The sequence below is a fragment of the Rosenbergiella nectarea genome, assembly GCF_900111105.1.
In the GTDB taxonomy this organism is placed as follows: domain Bacteria; phylum Pseudomonadota; class Gammaproteobacteria; order Enterobacterales; family Enterobacteriaceae; genus Rosenbergiella; species Rosenbergiella nectarea.
Window position 1 is genome coordinate 121,992 of the sequence record NZ_FOGC01000005.1, and the last position, 18,470, is coordinate 140,461.

General features: G+C 49.0%; 18 protein-coding genes. 12 read left to right on the forward strand and 6 right to left on the reverse strand.

What is annotated here, in order from left to right; translation table 11 throughout:
• Positions 1-55: 55 nt before the first annotated feature.
• Complete coding sequence (cutC, locus tag BMX14_RS07785) at positions 56-868, forward strand: copper homeostasis protein CutC (protein ID WP_092675126.1); 813 nt, start codon at positions 56-58, stop codon at positions 866-868.
• Here cutC and cmoB read toward each other — a convergent pair.
• Both cmoB and cmoA read right to left on the reverse strand, forming a co-directional pair.
• Complete coding sequence (cmoB, locus tag BMX14_RS07790) at positions 836-1,816, reverse strand: tRNA 5-methoxyuridine(34)/uridine 5-oxyacetic acid(34) synthase CmoB (RefSeq protein WP_092675127.1); 981 nt, start codon at positions 1,814-1,816, stop codon at positions 836-838. The genes cutC and cmoB overlap by 33 nt on opposite strands.
• Entirely contained in the window at positions 1,813-2,541 is a 729-nt protein-coding gene (gene cmoA / locus BMX14_RS07795; protein WP_092675130.1) for a carboxy-S-adenosyl-L-methionine synthase CmoA, read from the reverse strand. The genes cmoB and cmoA overlap by 4 nt, the downstream gene beginning before the upstream one ends.
• Before the next feature lie 245 nt (positions 2,542-2,786).
• Here cmoA and aspS point away from each other — a divergent pair, with 245 nt between their 5' ends.
• The 7 genes from aspS to BMX14_RS07830 all read left to right on the forward strand — a co-directional run bounded on the left by aspS (position 2,787) and on the right by BMX14_RS07830 (position 8,899).
• Positions 2,787-4,565, forward strand: coding sequence for an aspartate--tRNA ligase (aspS, locus tag BMX14_RS07800; protein ID WP_092675133.1), 1,779 nt, complete (start codon positions 2,787-2,789; stop codon positions 4,563-4,565).
• On the forward strand, positions 4,565-5,002 hold the full coding sequence (gene nudB / locus BMX14_RS07805; protein WP_092675136.1) for a dihydroneopterin triphosphate diphosphatase: 438 nt from the start codon (positions 4,565-4,567) through the stop codon (positions 5,000-5,002). Before aspS ends, nudB begins: the two co-directional genes overlap by 1 nt.
• 66 nt (positions 5,003-5,068) lie before the next feature.
• Positions 5,069-5,812 carry a YebC/PmpR family DNA-binding transcriptional regulator gene (locus BMX14_RS07810; RefSeq protein WP_092675139.1) on the forward strand — a complete coding sequence of 248 codons (744 nt, stop codon included), beginning with the start codon at positions 5,069-5,071 and terminating at the stop codon, positions 5,810-5,812.
• Between the two features lie 29 nt (positions 5,813-5,841).
• On the forward strand, positions 5,842-6,363 hold the full coding sequence (ruvC, locus tag BMX14_RS07815) for a crossover junction endodeoxyribonuclease RuvC (protein WP_092675142.1): 522 nt from the start codon (positions 5,842-5,844) through the stop codon (positions 6,361-6,363).
• Positions 6,364-6,455: 92 nt separating this feature from the next.
• Positions 6,456-7,073: a Holliday junction branch migration protein RuvA gene (gene ruvA / locus BMX14_RS07820; RefSeq protein ID WP_092675145.1), complete on the forward strand. Its 618-nt coding sequence runs from the start codon at positions 6,456-6,458 to the stop codon at positions 7,071-7,073.
• Positions 7,074-7,081: 8 nt separating this feature from the next.
• Positions 7,082-8,095 carry a Holliday junction branch migration DNA helicase RuvB gene (gene ruvB, locus BMX14_RS07825; RefSeq protein WP_092675148.1) on the forward strand — a complete coding sequence of 338 codons (1,014 nt, stop codon included), beginning with the start codon at positions 7,082-7,084 and terminating at the stop codon, positions 8,093-8,095.
• A gap of 129 nt (positions 8,096-8,224) precedes the next feature.
• A complete protein-coding gene (locus tag BMX14_RS07830) occupies positions 8,225-8,899 on the forward strand; it encodes a hypothetical protein (RefSeq protein WP_092675151.1) in 675 nt (224 codons plus the stop codon).
• 50 nt (positions 8,900-8,949) lie between these two features.
• Here the strand turns inward: BMX14_RS07830 and znuB are convergent, their stop codons facing one another.
• Both znuB and znuC read right to left on the reverse strand, forming a co-directional pair.
• Positions 8,950-9,735 carry a zinc ABC transporter permease subunit ZnuB gene (znuB, locus tag BMX14_RS07835; protein WP_092675154.1) on the reverse strand — a complete coding sequence of 262 codons (786 nt, stop codon included), beginning with the start codon at positions 9,733-9,735 and terminating at the stop codon, positions 8,950-8,952.
• A complete protein-coding gene (gene znuC / locus BMX14_RS07840; protein WP_092675156.1) occupies positions 9,732-10,490 on the reverse strand; it encodes a zinc ABC transporter ATP-binding protein ZnuC in 759 nt (252 codons plus the stop codon). The genes znuB and znuC overlap by 4 nt, the downstream gene beginning before the upstream one ends.
• A gap of 81 nt (positions 10,491-10,571) precedes the next feature.
• Here znuC and znuA point away from each other — a divergent pair, with 81 nt between their 5' ends.
• From znuA to lpxM, 3 genes are all read left to right on the forward strand, one after another.
• Positions 10,572-11,543, forward strand: a complete 972-nt coding sequence (gene znuA / locus BMX14_RS07845) for a zinc ABC transporter substrate-binding protein ZnuA (protein ID WP_092675159.1) — start codon at positions 10,572-10,574, stop codon at positions 11,541-11,543.
• A gap of 15 nt (positions 11,544-11,558) precedes the next feature.
• Positions 11,559-12,881: a murein DD-endopeptidase MepM gene (gene mepM / locus BMX14_RS07850; protein WP_092675162.1), complete on the forward strand. Its 1,323-nt coding sequence runs from the start codon at positions 11,559-11,561 to the stop codon at positions 12,879-12,881.
• 148 nt (positions 12,882-13,029) lie between these two features.
• Positions 13,030-14,004: a lauroyl-Kdo(2)-lipid IV(A) myristoyltransferase gene (gene lpxM / locus BMX14_RS07855; RefSeq protein ID WP_092675165.1), complete on the forward strand. Its 975-nt coding sequence runs from the start codon at positions 13,030-13,032 to the stop codon at positions 14,002-14,004.
• 29 nt (positions 14,005-14,033) lie between these two features.
• Here the strand turns inward: lpxM and pyk are convergent, their stop codons facing one another.
• On the reverse strand, positions 14,034-15,476 hold the full coding sequence (gene pyk, locus BMX14_RS07860) for a pyruvate kinase (RefSeq protein WP_092675168.1): 1,443 nt from the start codon (positions 15,474-15,476) through the stop codon (positions 14,034-14,036).
• Positions 15,477-15,757: 281 nt separating this feature from the next.
• On the opposite strand from pyk, the gene zwf reads away from it, so the two are divergent.
• Positions 15,758-17,245 (forward strand): glucose-6-phosphate dehydrogenase, encoded by a 1,488-nt coding sequence (zwf, locus tag BMX14_RS07865; RefSeq protein WP_092675171.1) that lies wholly within the window; start codon positions 15,758-15,760, stop codon positions 17,243-17,245.
• 31 nt (positions 17,246-17,276) lie between these two features.
• On the opposite strand, the gene purT is transcribed toward zwf, so the two are convergent.
• Positions 17,277-18,461, reverse strand: coding sequence for a formate-dependent phosphoribosylglycinamide formyltransferase (gene purT, locus BMX14_RS07870; RefSeq protein WP_092675174.1), 1,185 nt, complete (start codon positions 18,459-18,461; stop codon positions 17,277-17,279).
• Positions 18,462-18,470 lie beyond the last annotated feature (9 nt).

Here is an 18,470-nt window from a genome sequence, read left to right on the forward strand (position 1 = left end):
GGAAGAGGCGCTATGCACAGTAGCATATCCATTAGGTCTGACAAAGGAATCGACTATGCCGACTTTAGAAATATGCTGTTATGGCTTAGATTGCGCACTTGCCGCTTCGCAGGCAGGGGCTGATCGCATTGAACTCTGTGCCGCGCCACAAGAAGGTGGGCTCACTACTTCGCTTGGCGTATTGCGTGAAGCCCGCTCACAAATTCATATCCCCGTCCATCCTATTGTACGGCCTCGAAGCGGTGACTTTTGCTATAGCGAGCAGGAGTTCAAGATCATGTTGTCAGATATCGCGCAGATCCGTGATATGGGCTTCCCCGGTGTCGTCACGGGGATCCTCTCTCCAGAAGGCCTGCTCGATAAAACGAGAATGGTAAAGATAATGGCTGTTGCAAAAGGGATGGCGGTGACTTTCCACCGTGCATTCGATCTCTGCAGCAATCCTTATCGAACCTATCACGAATTGGCCGAACTGAATGTGGCGCGAATATTAACCTCCGGACAGCAACAGTCAGCTGAGGCGGGTCTTAGTCTATTACAAGAGCTTAACGCGCTAGGATCTGGCCCGATCATTATGGTTGGCGCCGGTGTTCGCTTAGCCAATTTACCAAAGTTTCTCGAAGCGGGAATTCAAGAAGTTCATAGCTCCGCCAGTCGATTGGTACCTTCTGCGATGCGTTATTGTAAGGCGGGAGTCTCGATGTGTTCAGATAAAACAACGGACGAATATTTACGCACCGAGGTCGATCCCGCCGTGGTGGAGGCGATGCAAACGCTGATTCGCTTGCAAGGTGATGTGCCGCCACTTACGGCAGCAGAACATCACTCTAGCCGCTTAAACTACCTCACCAGGCTTACGGGCAATTAAGACTGCACGTAATGGCGCATGGTAACCTTCAACCGTTTTATGCGGATCGTTAGGGTCTAAAAACTCGGCTAACGATTCACTGGTCATCCACGATGTACGTCGCTGCTCAGTCACCGGCGTCACGGCTTGATCAACGATCCGTACATCGACAAAGCCCGTTTTCTCTAACCAACTTTTGAGCGCGAGGGCGGAAGGAAGGAAATAAACATTACGCATCTGGGCATAACGCTCACCGGGTACCAAGACTTGGTGTTCATCCCCCTCAGTGACCAGAGTTTCAAGGATAAGCTCTCCACCATTAACCAACTGATTTTTCAACTGAAGTAAATGATCTAAGGGCGATCGACGATGGTAGAGCACGCCCATCGAAAAGACGGTATCGAAGGCTTCGGAGGTCGGTAGCTGCTCAATTCCCAGCGGTAACAGATGGGCTTGCTGTGAGTTACCCAATAATTTACGTACCGCCTCAAACTGGCATAAAAACAGTTGCATGGGGTCGATGCCGACGACCATTTTTGCGCCTTGGCCAATCATTCGCCACATATGATAGCCGCTGCCGCAGCCGACATCGAGGACTAAGCGACCTTGAAGGGGGCTGATATGAGGCAAAACGCGATCCCATTTCCAATCAGACCGCCACTCGGTATCAATATGAGTGCCATAAAGATGATAAGGCCCTTTCCGCCACGGCATGAGTTGGCGGAGCAGTGACTCGATCCCTTGACGCTGACGCGGCGTCAGATCGGGATGTTCGGCGTAAACCTGATCGGCGAGGTCGAGTGAGCGGGGCGTTAGGGCCGGTAGGTATTGGATGGCTTTATGCCACTGGCGGAAGTGTCCATGTAAGTTTTCCCGCTGCCATTGTGCAAGCTGCCCAGGGATAACCTCTAACCATGAAGAGAGCGGACCTGTTGCGATCTGCTGGTAAAAATTTCCAAAATCTATCATTTGATGGCCACTAACGATCCAAAATTAAAACATTGAAACCACAGTTCAGCATGTTTGAAGCCGACAGCCTGTAATCGTTGTTGATGGGTGCTCACGCTATCCGTCAGCATGACGTTTTCGAGCATGCTGCGTTTTTGGCTAATTTCAAGTTCGCTATAACCATTGGCGCGTTTGAAATCCAAATGCATATCGAACAGTAACTCGCCCATTGCTTGGTCGGCAAAGCTGAACTTCTCAGAAAGGACTAATGCACCGCCTGGACGTAGACCCTGCCAAATTTTCGCGAGCAAGGCTTCGCGGTCTTCAGGGGGAATAAATTGCAGAGTAAAGTTCAAGACCACCAGTGAAGCGTTAGTAATCTCGATATTCTGAATATCAGCCTCGATAACCTGTACTGGCGTTTGCGCACGAAAGGCGTCAATGTGGCGACGACAGCGCTCGACCATGGCAGGGGAGTTATCCACCGCGAGTATTTCACAACCGCCGGCCGTGATATTACGACGTACCGATAGGGTTGCTGCACCGAGCGAGCAGCCAAGATCGTAGACGCGGCTATTTTCCGTGACATAACGACCCGCTAACATCCCAATCATAGAGATAATATTCGAGTACCCGGGTACTGAGCGCTGGATCATATCGGGGAAGACTTCAGCTACTCGTTCATCAAAAGTCCAATCGCCTAATTTATCAATTGGCGCGGAAAATAAACTATCGCGGTGAGACATAACGGCGTTCGCTAACCTTGCAAAAAAAAGTATTGTCGCAGAAACCACTCATCGGCGCATCTATAAGACTAATTTTTAGCGATTTTCGACAAGCAAAAATGTTAATTGCGCAGATATCGAGCGCTATTACACTCATAGGCTTATCCTTGACATTATTTTTCAGTATAATGAGAGCCATTTTGCAGCAATATCGCCAGGTGGCGGCAGCTTACGTTAAATGCCTTCCGGGCCCAAAAGGATAATCAATGCGTACACTTTATTGCGGACAACTTAATGTGTCCCACATCGGTCAACAAGTGACTCTCAGCGGTTGGGTGAATCGTCGTCGCGACCTCGGGAGCTTAATTTTCATCGATATGCGTGATCGCGAAGGGATTGTACAGGTCTTTTTTGATCCGGATGAGCAGAAGGTGTTTGAACGCGCCTCAGAATTACGTAATGAATTCTGTATTCAAGTAGTAGGTAAAGTGCGCGCGCGTGATGAGCGCAATAAAAATGCTGAAATGGCAACAGGTGAAGTTGAAGTTTACGCCACTGAGTTGACCATTATTAACCGTTCAGAGCCTCTTCCGCTGGACAGCAATCATGTTAACAGTGAAGAGGCACGGCTGAAATATCGCTATTTAGACTTGCGTCGCCCGGAAGTGGCCTCACGCTTTAAAACTCGCGCCAAAATCACGGCTTTCGTTCGTCGCTTTATGGAAGAGAATGAGTTTCTGGATATCGAAACGCCAATGCTCACTAAAGCGACCCCAGAAGGTGCGCGCGATTATCTAGTGCCCAGCCGCGTGCATAAAGGCGAATTTTACGCCTTACCTCAATCGCCACAGTTGTTTAAACAGCTGCTGATGGTATCTGGCTTTGATCGCTATTATCAAATTGTAAAATGTTTCCGTGACGAAGATTTACGGGCAGATCGTCAGCCAGAATTCACGCAGATTGATGTTGAAACCTCTTTTATGACCGCGCCGCAAGTCCGTGAGGTGATGGAACGTCTTATTCGTGAACTATGGATCGCTATCAAAGGTGTCGATCTGGGCGAGTTCCCGCAAATGACGTGGGCAGAGGCGATGCGTCGTTTTGGTTCTGACAAGCCTGATTTACGTAACCCGATGGAACTGGTTGACGTTGCAGATTTATTGGCGAAGGTTGAGTTCCAAGTCTTCTCCGGCCCAGCAAACGATGCCAAAGGACGAGTCGCGGTGTTACGCGTTCCAGGTGGTGCGCAACTCACTCGTAAACAGATTGATGATTACACCAAATTTGTTGGGTTATACGGTGCCAAGGGCATGGCATGGATGAAAGTCAACCAACGCAATGCCGGTCTTGAAGGGATCCAAAGCCCCGTAGCTAAATTCTTAACTGCTGAGATTATTGAGCAATTGCTTGAGAGAACGGCGGCAGAGTCAGGTGATATTCTGTTATTTGGTGCTGACCAGGCTAATGTGGTGGCTGACGCCATGGGGGCATTACGACTTAAAATTGGTCGCGATTTAGCCTTGACCGATGAAAACTGCTGGGCGCCACTCTGGGTCGTTGATTTCCCAATGTTTGAACAAGACGGTGAAGGGCGTTTAGCCGCCATGCACCACCCGTTCACCGCGCCACGTGATTTAACGCCGACAGAACTGAGCCAAGCGCCAAGTGACGCGATTGCCAATGCCTACGATATGGTGATTAACGGCTATGAAGTGGGTGGTGGATCAGTGCGTATCCATACTAGCGCCATGCAACAGGCCGTGTTTAGTATTCTTGGGATCAGTGCTGATGAGCAACAAGAGAAGTTTGGCTTCTTACTGGATGCACTAAAATACGGTGCGCCACCACACGCGGGATTAGCCTTTGGTTTAGACCGTCTGACGATGTTATTAACGGGTACTGACAATATTCGCGATGTGATTGCCTTCCCGAAAACTACCGCGGCAGCCTGTTTGATGACGGATGCACCCAGCGAGGCAAATCCGAATGCCCTGCACGAACTGGCATTACAGGTCGTGAAGAAAGTTAAGACTGAGTCAGCATAATGATCTATAAGCATCCCGTTTCGGTTTTGGTCGTGATCTACGCAAGAAATACGAAGCGGGTGCTGATGTTACAGCGACAGGACGATGAACAGTTTTGGCAATCCGTTACGGGCAGTCTGGAAAGCGGCGAGCTGCCAAAACAGGCGGCCTTGCGTGAAGTGCAGGAGGAGACAGGATTTGTTTATACTCCTCCGCGAGACGTGCTAACTGATTGTCTTACACAAATTAGTTTTGAAATTTTTGAACAATATCGTCACCGTTATGCTCCGGGGGTGACCCATAACCAAGAACATTGGTTTACGTTGGGTGTTGAGTCCGAGAGGGTTCCTAGTTTGACCGAGCATACGGCGGCGCAGTGGCTCCCTTGGCAACAGGCCGCGGCGTTAACCAAATCTTGGAGTAATCGCCAAGCGATTGAACGCCTCTTTGCCGAGTAATAATTCGATTGGAATACGTCTTATGACGCGTTCCGTTTACCGTTATTTGTTTGAGAGAATAAGATTATGGCTGGACACAGTAAATGGGCGAATACCAAGCACCGTAAAGCGGCACAAGACGCGAAGCGCGGCAAAATTTTTACCAAAATCATTCGTGAGTTGGTTACCGCGGCAAAACTCGGCGGTGGCGATCCAAGCTCTAACCCTCGCTTACGTGCCGCAATGGATAAAGCCCTATCCAACAATATGACGCGTGACACGATGGACCGCGCGATCGCTCGCGGTGTTGGCGGTGATGATAACTCCAATATGGAAACCATCGTCTATGAGGGCTATGGCCCAGGCGGGAGTGCCATTATGATCGAATGTCTGAGCGACAACCGCAACCGTACCGTTTCAGAAGTGCGTCATGCCTTTACTAAAACCGGTGGTAACTTGGGCACTGACGGTTCTGTTGCGTACCTGTTCAGCCGTAAAGGGGTCATCGCTTATGCGCCAGGTCAAGACGAAGACGCTTTGATGGAAGCTGCTTTAGAAGCGGGTGCTGAGGATGTGGTGAGCTATGATGATGGCGCAATCGATGTGTTTACCGCATGGGAAGAGTTAGGCGCGGTAAAAGATGCCTTGATCGCGGCGGGTCTAACGCCAGACGAAGCTGAAGTGACGATGATCCCTTCGACCAAAGCTGAGATGGATAGCGAGACGGCACCAAAATTATTACGCTTGATCGATATGCTCGAAGATTGTGACGATGTTCAGGAAGTTTACCATAACGGTGAGATTTCCGACGAAGTGGCTGAGAGCCTGTAAGTGCTGTTCACGCGACTACTTGGCCAATTATGGCCATAATCCTTGGTATCGACCCTGGATCGCGGGTAACCGGATATGGGGTCATACGTCAAGTAGGTCGTCAATTGACCTACTTGGGGAGTGGCTGTATCCGTACCAACACGCCTGCCTTACCTGAACGTTTGCGGCTGATTTACGCCGGAGTCACTGAGATTATCACGCAATTTTCGCCTGACTACTTTGCCATCGAGCAAGTGTTTATGGCAAAAAACGCCGATTCTGCTTTGAAGCTCGGCCAAGCGCGTGGGGCGGCTATCGTGGCGGCGGTGAATCAAACACTACCGGTTTTCGAATATGCTGCTCGGCAAGTCAAGCAAACCGTCACGGGTACTGGCGCGGCAGACAAAGCGCAAGTGCAACATATGGTGCGGACGTTACTAAAACTCCCCGCCAATCCCCAAGCCGATGCCGCCGATGCCTTAGCCATTGCGATCACCCATTGTCACATCAGCCAAAACGCGCTGAGTATTTCTGATAAACCACTCGTCCTGACCCGAGGGCGATTGCGTTAGCTTCCGGATTGTAGGCTGGATATTCATCCAGCCTTTTTTATGGTATAAACGCATCATTAATCCTCGCGAACACATAGAAAAAAGGTAATTGTATGATCGGACGTCTGAATGGAGTCATCATAGAGAAGCAACCGCCATTGGTATTGCTTGAGGTCGGGGGCGTGGGGTATGAAGTCCATATGCCGATGACCTGTTTCTACGAGCTGCCTGAGAAAGATCACTCCGCCATCATTTTTACCCATTTTGTGGTACGGGAAGATGCACAACTGTTATTCGGCTTTAATCATAAACAAGAACGCACGCTTTTTCGTGAATTGATTAAGGTGAACGGTGTCGGGCCGAAACTCGCTCTCGCCATCCTTTCCGGTATGTCAGCGCAGCAGTTTGTGAATGCGGTTGAACATCAAGAAATTGCGGCATTGGTGAAACTGCCTGGGGTGGGTAAGAAAACCGCCGAGCGGCTGGTGGTCGAGATGAAGGATCGGTTTAAAGGGATGCACGGGGATCTGTTTAATACAGAAAGCGAGTTTACTCTCACTGCACCGGCGACCGATCCGTCAGCGACCAATGATGCGGAAGCCGAAGCGGTCGCTGCGTTAGTTGCTTTAGGCTATAAACCGCAAGAAGCCTCCAAAATGGTGAGTAAAATTGCCAAGACTGGGGCCGACAGTGAAACCTTGATCAGAGACGCCTTACGTGCGTCGCTATAAGGAACAGTATGATTGATGCGGACCGCCTAGTCTCTGCGGAAGTGACTGTAGATGAAGAGCGCTTTGACCGAGCCTTACGCCCCCGTTTACTGGATGAATATGTCGGGCAACCGCATGTTCGAGAGCAGATGGAAATCTTTATTCGTGCGGCGAAAATGCGTGGCGATGCTCTGGATCACTTGTTGATTTTTGGTCCCCCCGGTTTAGGTAAGACGACGTTAGCCAATATTGTGGCAAACGAGATGGGCGTAAATTTACGCACCACCTCCGGCCCGGTACTGGAGAAAGCGGGCGATCTTGCGGCAATGTTGACCAACCTCGAGCCGCACGATGTGCTGTTTATCGATGAGATCCACCGTCTCTCTCCGGTTGTGGAAGAAGTGCTTTATCCTGCGATGGAAGATTATCAGTTGGATATCATGATCGGAGAAGGCCCGGCAGCACGTTCCATTAAAATTGATTTACCCCCCTTTACACTGATTGGTGCGACCACTCGTGCGGGATCATTGACTTCGCCACTGCGTGACCGTTTCGGTATCGTCCAACGCTTAGAGTTCTACCAAGTGGCTGATCTACAGTCCATCGTTAAACGCGCAGCGGAGTGCTTAGGGCTGACACTTAGCCAAGAAGGCGCGCTGGAAATTGCGCGCCGTTCCCGCGGGACACCGAGGATTGCTAACCGATTATTGCGACGTGTACGTGACTTTGCTGAAGTAAAGGCAGCAGGCGACATGAGCGGTGAGGTGACCGCGAGTGCACTTGACCTCCTCAACGTCGACAGCGAAGGCTTTGACTATATGGATCGTAAACTACTGCTGGCGATTATTGATAAGTTCAGTGGTGGACCGGTTGGATTAGATAACCTTGCGGCCGCGATCGGTGAAGAGCGAGAGACTATTGAAGACGTCATCGAACCTTATTTGATTCAACAGGGCTTTATCCAGCGCACGCCAAGGGGAAGATTGGCGACCCAGCACGCCTATCAACATTTTAATCTGCTCGACCAATACAAATACGTCTGAAACTTACACTCCCACAGCTCAATAGTTCGAGGAATGCCAACTTTTGGCATTTCTCTGCTTATTCTTCCCTTCATCCTTCACTTATACTCGCGAGTCACCCATAGGAAATCGTATAAAGATAGGGATATTATGAAGAATTACTATGTATTGAGTTGCCTGACTACAGTAGCGCTCCTCTCAGGATGCGCATCAGTAAAACCTTCAGTGATTAAGGCCACGAATAATAGTTCGATAGGGGTTTTGTATCAGGCTGCGCCAAAAGAGTTTAATGACGCGGAGGTGTATTCTGACCCTTATTTGCGAGAAGTGACGCCTGTTCATAGTGCCACAGGCATTGGGCTGGCGGTATTATCTGCTGCACTGGGGAGCTTTAATAGTTCGAGTTTTGATAAAGAGGTTTATAAGGGAAACCTCATTAAGACGTTAAAAAATCCAACGCTTGATTATTTTAAGCCTAAAGCGAATCAGGTACTCAAGGCGTGGTTAGACAATAATGGTGCAGGCTATGCCTACCAACAACCTTTAAATATTGGTTATTCGACGTGGACACTGATTTATAAAAATCTCAATAGCACTGACTCCCTATATGAGTTGAAATATAAGGTCTCCTTTTATAAAAAACCAGAGAAGGGATCGATCTTTAGTGGTTGGACTAAGCAAGCCTGTTCACCCGCCCCAGTGGAGGCCAATTTAGACGACTGGCGAAACAATAACTATGCCAAAGTGAAAGTGGAAACCCAGCATCTAATGGACCAGTGTCTGCAACAATTTGAGCAACAGCTTCCGGTACTCTTGAAGAAATAGCAGCGTCTGCTGAATAGCGATGATGCCTCGGTCACACCGAGGCATAAGGGCTAATGTGACATCTTCTTTAAACCACTGAGTATAAACAGGGCGCTGGCCGTAAGGACAACCGACGGGCCGGCAGGGGTATCGTAATAAGCGGAGAAGGTCAGTCCGCCGGTGACCGCCACCATGCCGATTAGGGTCGCGAAAATCGCCATCTGCTCGGGGGAGCGCGCAAAGCGGCGAGCGGTGGCTGCAGGGATGATCAGTAACGAGGTAATAATCAGCGCACCGACGAATTTCATGGATACACCAATGGTTAGGGCGGTAACCAGCATCAATAACATTCTGGTACGCGCTAAATTGACGCCATCCACTTGGGCCAGCTCGGGACTGACGGTCATTGATAGCAGTGCGCGCCATTGCGAGATGATAACGGCCAGTACAATCACCACGCCACCTGCCATTAGGGCTAGGTCTGCGGGCATCACTGATAGAAGGTCACCGAACAGATAGGCCATTAAATCCACGCGGACATTATGCATCAAACTCACGACGACTAATCCAAGAGAGAGGGCACTGTGTGCCATGATTCCCAATAACGTATCGATCGCTAAGTGAGGGCGATGCTCTAGCACGACCAAGAGAATAGCGAGGATCAGCGTTACGGCAATCACTGCATACCATGGATTAACATTTAATAATAGCCCAATGGCGACGCCTAATAAAGACGCATGGGCGAGAGTATCGCCGAAATAGGACATTTTACGCCAGACAACAAAAGATCCCAGCGGGCCAGCGGTGAGGGTGAGTAATATCCCTCCCAACCAGCCTGGCAGTAACAATTCAATCATGAGATCTCATTCTCCTTACGTAATACTATCCGTCCCTTGAGATCATGACGGTGATTGTGATGATGCCGATAAATAGCCAATTGTTGGGACGCGCGTGGACCAAACATTGCGGTAAATTCAGGGTGTTGCGAGACGACTTCGGGTGGGCCTGAACAGCAAACATGATGATTGAGGCAGAGCACGTCATCGGTTTTGGCCATCACTAAATGGAGATCATGGGACACCATGAGGACAGCGCAATGCAGTTCATGGCGTAGCTGGTTAATGAGATCGTATAACGCCACCTGACCATTGACGTCGACACCCTGGGTAGGTTCGTCGAGCACTAATAATTCGGGCTTACCCAGCAATGCTCGGGCCAATAGTACACGTTGCATCTCTCCGCCAGAGAGTTTTTGCATCGTCGACAGGCGAAGGTGCCCGGCGTTCACACGTTGTAACGCGGCGTGAATATCTGCATTTTTAGACTGACGGGCTAGCCGTAAAAAGCGATCAACCGTTAGGGGGAGAGTGATATCTAAGTGTAATTTTTGCGGAACATAGCCAATACGCAACCCCGATTTTTTATCTACGGTGCCGCGGGTCGGCGTAATAAGCCCAAGAATCAGTCGCACTAGGGTCGATTTCCCTGCACCGTTAGGGCCAAGCAACGTTAATATCCTGCCCGGTTGCAAACTTAAGGCGATATTTTGCAGGACCTGTTTTTGCCCGAACGCAACATCGATATTTTCTAAAGTAACTAAGTTCGATGACATGGTTAATCAGTTTTCATTTCAAAACGAGATGTTATATTATCACAACTCCATTTAAGGTTAATAGCTGAGACACCAGTAATCATGAAAAGAAAAAAACATTTACCTAAACTCGCCTTGGGTTTATCTATCATGTTGGGAATGAATGGCTTAGCGCAAGCCGATGTGGTGACATCCATTAAACCACTGGGTTTTATTGCTGCTGCGATTGCTGATGGCGTAACGCCTGTTACGGTGGTACTCCCCGATGGTGCTTCGGAACACGATTACGCGTTACGGCCTTCCGACGTTCGTCGGATAAAAAACGCAGACCTATTGGTATGGGTAGGCCCTGAAATGGAATCCTTTATTACACGTAGTGCTTCACAGCTAGCGGCGAATAAAAACCTTGAACTATCAGCTTTACCCGTGATTCAATCTCATTTGGTCGGTGAAGTAGAAGATGATCACGATCATTCTTCGTCGCCTACGAATACACTACAATCTGTAAAATCTTCTGATGGGGAAATGTCTGATAGTCATTCTCATCGAGGAACTTATAATTTGCATATCTGGTTGTCTCCAGAAATCGCTTTGATGAGTGCCACGGCTATCCATGATCGATTGGTCCAATCGATGCCCGCACAAAAAACAAAATTAGACAGCAATCTGTCAAAATTTAAAGTCAGTTTAAAAGATGCCGATGAACATATTCGTCAGCAGCTGAATGCAGTGAAGGATAAGCGGTATTATGTTTTTCATGACGCTTACACCTATTTTGAGCAGCACTACGGCCTATCGCCACTAGGGTATTTCACGGTGAATCCTGAAATTCAGCCGGGTGCACAGAAGTTAAACGAAATAAGAACACAGTTGACTGAGCATAAAGCGCAATGCGTTTTTGCTGAGCCACAATTCAGACCAGCCGTCATCGATGCGGTTTCTCGAGGAACAAAAGTGCAGAAGGGCACTTTAGATCCCCTGGGAAGCAATATCAGCTTATCGCAGGACAGTTATGTGAAATTCCTCTCACAATTGTCGAGCCAGTATGTGAGCTGTCTGAAACCAATGAACTAATGAGGAAATTATACAGTGCAACAGATTGCTCGTTCTGTCGCTCTCGCGCTTAACACATTACCCAAACCCCATCGTGTTATGTTGGGGTCATTGACCGCTATGACTCTTGCGGTTGCCATTTGGCAGCCGCTCATTACTCACCACGACCAGAATAAAGAGACCTTAGTTCGTAAGATTGAACTAGAAGCTAGCCAACACCTAACCGGAACAGACGCTTCCGAACCTGATGACCAAACCACACCTTTACCTGATGACGATCTGCCTGCCGATCAAAAAGAGACAGAAAGTACGCAATACGCAAAAGAATATACAGTTTCATCGGGCGATACGCTTAGCAGTGTGCTAAATCAGTATGGCATCGATCTTTCTAATATCAATGCCCTGGTGGGAAGTGATGGCGCGCTGCGTAATCTTAATGTTGGGCAAAGCCTTAATTGGCAAGTCACTGCTGACGGGGAATTAGATACTTTAGATTGGGAAATCTCACGTCGTGAAACACGCCACTATACTCGTAGACCAAATGGTACTTACAGTATGGAGCGTCAATTACAGCAGGGCGAGTGGCAAGATAATAGATTGGCTGGAACCGTAAAAGGAAGTTTTGCGAGCAGTGCACAGCAGGCTGGACTGTCTGCTAGTGAGATTGCCTCGGTCATCAAAGCTCTGCAATGGCAGATGGATTTTCGTAAACTGCGTAGTGGTGATCAATTTAGTACTATTTTCTCGCGCGAAGTACTGGCAGGTAAGCGTATGCAAAGCCAGCTTCAAGCCGTGCGCGTTCGCTCAGCTGGCAAGGATTACTATGCTTTTCGTGCGGAAGATGGCAAGTTTTATGACCAGAATGCCTCTGGCCTCGCAAAAGGATTTTTACGTTTCCCTACGGCTAAAACGTATCGAGTATCATCGAATTTTAACCCACGGCGTCAGAATCCTGTTACTGGGCGAATTACTCCGCACCGTGGCGTTGACTTTGCTGTGCCAATCGGTACGCCGGTTTTAGCGACAGGAGACGGCGAGGTCGTCGTGGCTAACGCAAAAGGCGGCGCAGCGGGAAAATATGTTGCCATTCGCCATGGTCGACAATACATGACGCGCTATATGCACCTCAGCCGTCTGCTGGTTAAACCGGGACAGAAAGTCAAAAGAGGGGACCGTATCGCATTATCAGGTAATACTGGTCGCTCAACCGGTCCACATTTGCATTTTGAAATCTGGATTAACAATCAAGCGGTTAATCCGCTCACGGCAAAACTGCCGCGGATGGAAGGTCTCACGGGTAAAGAACGCAAGACCTATCTTGCGCAGGTTAAAGCGTGGCAGAGCCAACTGACCTTTTAAGGTGAGTCAACGCCTACAGGGCCGTGCATCATGCATGGCCTTTTTTTCGGGAACACGGTTGTGCCTGTATCCGTGGTTCCGCGCAAAAGTCTATTGCAAAACTCTTCTCCATCACTATCATTAGCCACTTCTTATAAGAGGCGAGTGCATGACTAACGAGAAACGTAACCCTTCAGAGTTTATTCCTGTCTTCAAGCGTTCCTTCCTTAAACCGCAGTTTTGGGGGAAATGGTTAGCCATTGGCGTGGCAGGAGGGTTGGCGTATGTACCAGCCAGCCTGCGTGATCCGCTATTAGGAAAACTTGGAAAATGGGTCGGTCAGCGAGCGAAGGGAGCCAGACGTCGCGCGCAAATTAATCTTCACTACTGTTTTCCTGATCTTTCCGTAGCGGAACGTGAAAACATTATTGATGAAATGTTTGCTACCGCACCGCAATCGATGGTGTTAATGGCCGAGTTAGCGCTACGTGATCCGCAACGAGTTCGGCAAAAGATTGTTTGGCACGGTAAAGATATTATCGAGTGCTATCAACAATCAGGACAAAATGTTATTTTTCTAGTGCCTCATGGTTGGGCGGTCGATATTCCGGCGATGCTGCTGGCGTCGGAAGGTCAAAAAATGGCGGCAATGTTCCATAATCAAAAAGATCCGCTGATGGATTACATTTGGAACCGACTACGTCGTCGTTTTGGTGGCCGCATGCATGCTCGCAACGATGGTATTAAACCTTTCATTGCCTCCGTCAGACAAGGTTATTGGGGCTATTATTTACCTGACCAAGACCATGGGCCTGAACACAGCGAATTTGTGGATTTCTTTGCCACCTATAAGGCGACATTACCGGCGATTGGGCGGCTAATGAAAGTGTGCCGTGCGAAGGTCGTACCATTGTTTCCTGTCTATGACAGTCGTCGGCATCAGCTCGAAATTTTTGTACGTCCGGCAATGGATGACCTCGACAATGCTGATGACAAAACCCTTGCGCGGCGGATGAACGAAGAGGTTGAGTTTTTTGTCGGGCCGAACCCAGAACAATATACATGGATCCTTGAGTTACTTAAAACGCGCCAAGCAGGTGAAGAAAAGCCTTATCGCCGTAAAGACCTCTTTCCCTACAAATAAAAAAACAGCCGAGTAAGCGGCTGTATCGGTTATTCAACGGTAATGACGCGCTGCGTGTTGGTGGTACCCGTAGCGCCCATTACATCGCCTTGGGTGACAATGACTAAATCCCCCCCGTGCAGATATCCTTTGGTTTTAAGAAGTCTCACCGCGTCGTGCACCGCCAATAAGCCATCGGTATAACCGGAAATCGCGACTGGGGTGACGCCACGATAGAGCGCCGTACTATTGAGGGTTGCCTCATGTCGCGAGAGCGCAAAGATAGGCAGGCCGGAAGTGATCCGCGAAGTCATTAATGCGGTGCGACCAGATTCTGTCATGGTGATGATGGCAGTTACCCCCTTAAGGTGGTTGGCTGCGTACATGGCAGACATTGCGATAGCCTCTTCGATATTGTCGAATTGAATGTCTAAACGGTGACGAGAGACATTCACCTTAGGAATTTTTTCTGCTCCAAGACAGACATTCGCCATGGCGAGCACAGTTTCTGCAGGATATTGACCCGCAGCCGTTTCAGCAGAAAGCATGACCGCATCCGTACCATCTAATACAGCATTGGCAACGTCCATCACCTCAGCCCGAGTTGGCATGGGGTTAGTGATCATCGACTCCATCATTTGTGTTGCGGTGATACTGGCACGATTCAACTGACGAGCGCGGCTGATTAAGTTTTTTTGTATACCCACTAGTTCAGGATCGCCAATTTCAACGCCGAGATCGCCTCGAGCGACCATGACGACATCGCTGGCTAGGATAATATCGTCCATAGCGGCTTGTGTGGCGACGGCTTCAGCGCGCTCCACTTTTGCCACAATTTTCGCCTGGCACCCGGCTTCTTCGGCTAAACGCCGTGCATAGCGTAAGTCATCACCACAGCGCGGGAAGGAGACGGCAAGGTAGTCGACCCCTATTTTTGCAGCCGTAATGATATCCGCTTTATCTTTATCGGTAAGGGCTTGAGCAGAGAGACCACCCCCCTGTTTGTTAATCCCCTTGTTGTTCGATAGAGGACCGCCTACTGTGACCTCGGTTAAGATATTATCCCCTTCAACTGCAGTGACGCGGAGTTGCACGCGGCCATCGTCGAGTAACAGAATATCGCCAGCGCTAACATCCTGAGGAAGTGCCTTATAATCGATCCCCACCTGTTGGTGGGTTCCTTCACCTTTGGGTAAGGTGGCATTTAAGGTGAAGGGGTCACCGACATTCAGAAAGATCTTACCTTCTCGGAAAGTGGAGATGCGAATTTTAGGCCCTTGCAAATCCCCTAGAATTGCTACATGACGGCCCAGTTTATTCGCAATCGCTCTAACATTGTTCGCGCGGGCGAGGTGATCATCAGCAGAACCGTGAGAAAAGTTAAGTCGTACAACATTGGCCCCCGCGGCAATCACTTTTTCGAGATTATTATCGCGGTCAGTGGCAGGGCCTAAAGTAGTAACAATTTTCGTTCGTCTAAGGCGTGGGGACATGGACAACTCCAGTAAGATCATCAGTGAAGAGAAAACCCAGTGGTTGAGGATGGGTATTACACTCAATATCGCAGAAAACGATAAATGCTCGCAATGGTTTTAGGGTACAACTTTAGCTACCCGTTTAACAACCGATTAACGTCTCGGCGGTAGTCGACAATGATTTCACACAGCAAACTATTTACCTCACTACTGTAATCGCAGTAAAGTGGGCAACAATATGAATCTAATGAACTCCTTAGCGGGTTTTCGCTAATTTACGTTAGAACGAGGAGAATAAAATGGCGTCAACGCAAACAGTCCAGGCTTGCGATCTGGTAATTTTTGGAGCCAAGGGTGATCTGGCACGCCGTAAGCTATTACCTTCGTTATACCAATTGGAAAAAGCCGGCCAAATCAATGATGAAACGAAAATTATTGGTGTAGGTCGTGCAGACTGGGACAAGGCGACCTATACCCAAGAGGTCGATAAAGCGCTTAAAACCTTTATGAAAGAGGAGATCGATCAAGCGATCTGGGCAAAACTCAGCGCACGCTTAGACTTTTGCAATCTAGATGTCAATGAATCGGCGCATTTCACAAAGTTAGGCAAGCTGCTGGATCAGAAAAATCGCGTGACCGTTAACTACTTTGCGATGCCACCGAGCACATTTGGGGCGATCTGTAAGGGATTGGGCCAAGCGAAATTAAATGCTAAGCCTGCCCGGGTGGTGATGGAAAAACCCTTAGGGACGTCTCTCGAAACGTCTCAAGAGATCAATGATAGCGTTGGTGAGTTCTTTGATGAAAGCCAAGTGTTCCGTATTGACCACTATCTGGGTAAAGAAACGGTACTTAATCTATTGGCCCTGCGTTTCGCGAACTCTATCTTCGTGAACAACTGGGATAACAAAACCATTGATCATGTGCAAATCACTGTTGCCGAAGAAGTCGGGATAGAAGGGCGTTGGGGTTATTTTGATCAGGCTGGTCAGATGCGCGATATGGTTCAAAACCACCTGCTGCAGGTGTTGACGATGATTGCGATGTCGCCGCCATCCGATTTAACCGCAGCCAGCATTCGTGATGAAAAAATCAAAGTGTTGCGCTCATTACGTAAAATTGATCACACTAATGTGCGGGAGAAAACCGTCCGTGGCCAATATACGGCTGGCTTTGTGCAAGGCAAAAAGGTACCGGGTTATCTTGATGAAGAAGGGGCGAACAAAACTAGTTCGACAGAAACCTTTGTTGCTATCCGCGTAGATATCGATAACTGGCGTTGGGCGGGGGTACCTTTCTACCTACGTACCGGTAAACGTTTACCCGCGAAATGCTCTGAGGTTGTTGTCTATTTCAAAAACCCAGAAATGAATCTGTTTAAAGAGTCTTACACTCAACTCCCGCAGAACAAGTTGACGATTCGCTTACAGCCCGATGAAGGCGTCGATATTGAGATCCTGAACAAGGTTCCGGGTTTAGACCATAAGCATAAGTTACAAACGACTAAATTAGACTTAAGTTTCTCCGAAACTTTCAACGAAAGTCATTTAGCCGATGCCTATGAACGCTTGTTGTTGGAATCAATGCGTGGGATCCAGGCCTTGTTTGTTCACCGTGATGAAGTTGAAGCGGCATGGACATGGGTTGACTCGATCATTGAAGCATGGGAGAAGGATGGTGAATCGGCCAAGCCTTATCAAGCAGGTACTTGGGGCCCAGTTGCCTCCGTCGCGATGATCACCCGTGATGGACGGTCGTGGAACGAGTCTGAAACCCCATTAGAGTAACGAATAACTGCCAGCTAGACTGGCGGTTTTTTTATTTGCTGTCTGAGACATCAATCGATTCAACGCTTGCTAACGCCGCTGAGACTGCTTGCTCTACGGTTTCGCCTATCGCTAATGCCACGCCTAACCGTCTGCGTCCCGCAATACTGGGTTTAGCAAACAGTCTGACTTGTTTACCCGCCGCTAAAGCCTTTTCAAGCCCCACAAAACTAATCGCCTCACTGTGTAGCGTTGGCAAAATAACCGCGGAGGCAGCAGGTCCATATTGACGAATATGACCGATGGGTAATCCTAAGAAAGCGCGAACGTGTAGGGCAAATTCAGAGAGATCTTGGGAGATAAGGGTGACCAGCCCCGTATCATGCGGACGAGGAGAAACCTCACTAAAGACAACGTCATCACCCCGCACGAAGAGTTCGACACCAAATAGACCAAATCCTGAGAGGGCGGTAACGACTTGCCGGGCGATATCTTGAGCACGGACCAATGCAATCTCGCTCATCTGTTGCGGCTGCCATGACTCACGGTAATCACCCGCTTCCTGACGATGGCCAATGGGCGTGCAGAAATGAATCCCATCGACGGCACTAATAGTGAGTAGGGTAATTTCGAAGTCGAAGTCGACTAATCCTTCTACGATTACCCGACCTGCGCCAGCACGTCCACCCTGTTGGGCATAATCCCACGCTGCGTCACACTCATCGCGGTGACGAAGCAGACTTTGCCCTTTACCCGAAGAACTCATCACGGGTTTGACGAAGCATGGGAAGCCTATGGCCTCGACAGCTTCTAAAAATTCCTGTTGCTGGCTAGCAAAACGGTAGCGAGAGGTCGGAAGGGCCAACTGCTCAGCGGCTAATTGACGAATACCTTCACGATTCATCGTGAGTTGTGTTGCCCGAGCGCACGGCACCACGGTTAAGCCTGTCGCCTCTAACTCTATGAGTGTCCCAGTCGCAATAGCCTCGATTTCCGGTACGATAAAATCCGGCTGTTCTAGAGCGATCACCGACTTCAAGGCATCACCATTCAACATATCGATGACATACGCACGATGAGCAACGTGCATTGCTGGCGCGTTTTCATACCGATCTACGCCAATAACTTCAATGCCTAACCGCTGACATTCGATGGCCACTTCTTTCCCCAACTCACCACAACCCAACAACATCACTTTGGTTGCATTCTCTCGTAACGCGGTACCGAACTTTCGCATAACACTTTC

What these genes read in the sequence shown, in the direction of transcription:
- cutC (WP_092675126.1), top strand. Translation starts at nt 56, where the DNA reads ATGCCGACTTTAGAAATATGCTGTTATGGCTTAGATTGCGCACTTGCC.
- cmoB (WP_092675127.1), bottom strand. Translation starts at nt 1,816, where the DNA reads ATGATAGATTTTGGAAATTTTTACCAGCAGATCGCAACAGGTCCGCTC.
- cmoA (WP_092675130.1), bottom strand. Translation starts at nt 2,541, where the DNA reads ATGTCTCACCGCGATAGTTTATTTTCCGCGCCAATTGATAAATTAGGC.
- aspS (WP_092675133.1), top strand. Translation starts at nt 2,787, where the DNA reads ATGCGTACACTTTATTGCGGACAACTTAATGTGTCCCACATCGGTCAA.
- nudB (WP_092675136.1), top strand. Translation starts at nt 4,565, where the DNA reads ATGATCTATAAGCATCCCGTTTCGGTTTTGGTCGTGATCTACGCAAGA.
- BMX14_RS07810 (WP_092675139.1), top strand. Translation starts at nt 5,069, where the DNA reads ATGGCTGGACACAGTAAATGGGCGAATACCAAGCACCGTAAAGCGGCA.
- ruvC (WP_092675142.1), top strand. Translation starts at nt 5,842, where the DNA reads ATGGCCATAATCCTTGGTATCGACCCTGGATCGCGGGTAACCGGATAT.
- ruvA (WP_092675145.1), top strand. Translation starts at nt 6,456, where the DNA reads ATGATCGGACGTCTGAATGGAGTCATCATAGAGAAGCAACCGCCATTG.
- ruvB (WP_092675148.1), top strand. Translation starts at nt 7,082, where the DNA reads ATGATTGATGCGGACCGCCTAGTCTCTGCGGAAGTGACTGTAGATGAA.
- BMX14_RS07830 (WP_092675151.1), top strand. Translation starts at nt 8,225, where the DNA reads ATGAAGAATTACTATGTATTGAGTTGCCTGACTACAGTAGCGCTCCTC.
- znuB (WP_092675154.1), bottom strand. Translation starts at nt 9,735, where the DNA reads ATGATTGAATTGTTACTGCCAGGCTGGTTGGGAGGGATATTACTCACC.
- znuC (WP_092675156.1), bottom strand. Translation starts at nt 10,490, where the DNA reads ATGTCATCGAACTTAGTTACTTTAGAAAATATCGATGTTGCGTTCGGG.
- znuA (WP_092675159.1), top strand. Translation starts at nt 10,572, where the DNA reads ATGAAAAGAAAAAAACATTTACCTAAACTCGCCTTGGGTTTATCTATC.
- lpxM (WP_092675165.1), top strand. Translation starts at nt 13,030, where the DNA reads ATGACTAACGAGAAACGTAACCCTTCAGAGTTTATTCCTGTCTTCAAG.
- pyk (WP_092675168.1), bottom strand. Translation starts at nt 15,476, where the DNA reads ATGTCCCCACGCCTTAGACGAACGAAAATTGTTACTACTTTAGGCCCT.
- zwf (WP_092675171.1), top strand. Translation starts at nt 15,758, where the DNA reads ATGGCGTCAACGCAAACAGTCCAGGCTTGCGATCTGGTAATTTTTGGA.
- purT (WP_092675174.1), bottom strand. Translation starts at nt 18,461, where the DNA reads ATGCGAAAGTTCGGTACCGCGTTACGAGAGAATGCAACCAAAGTGATG.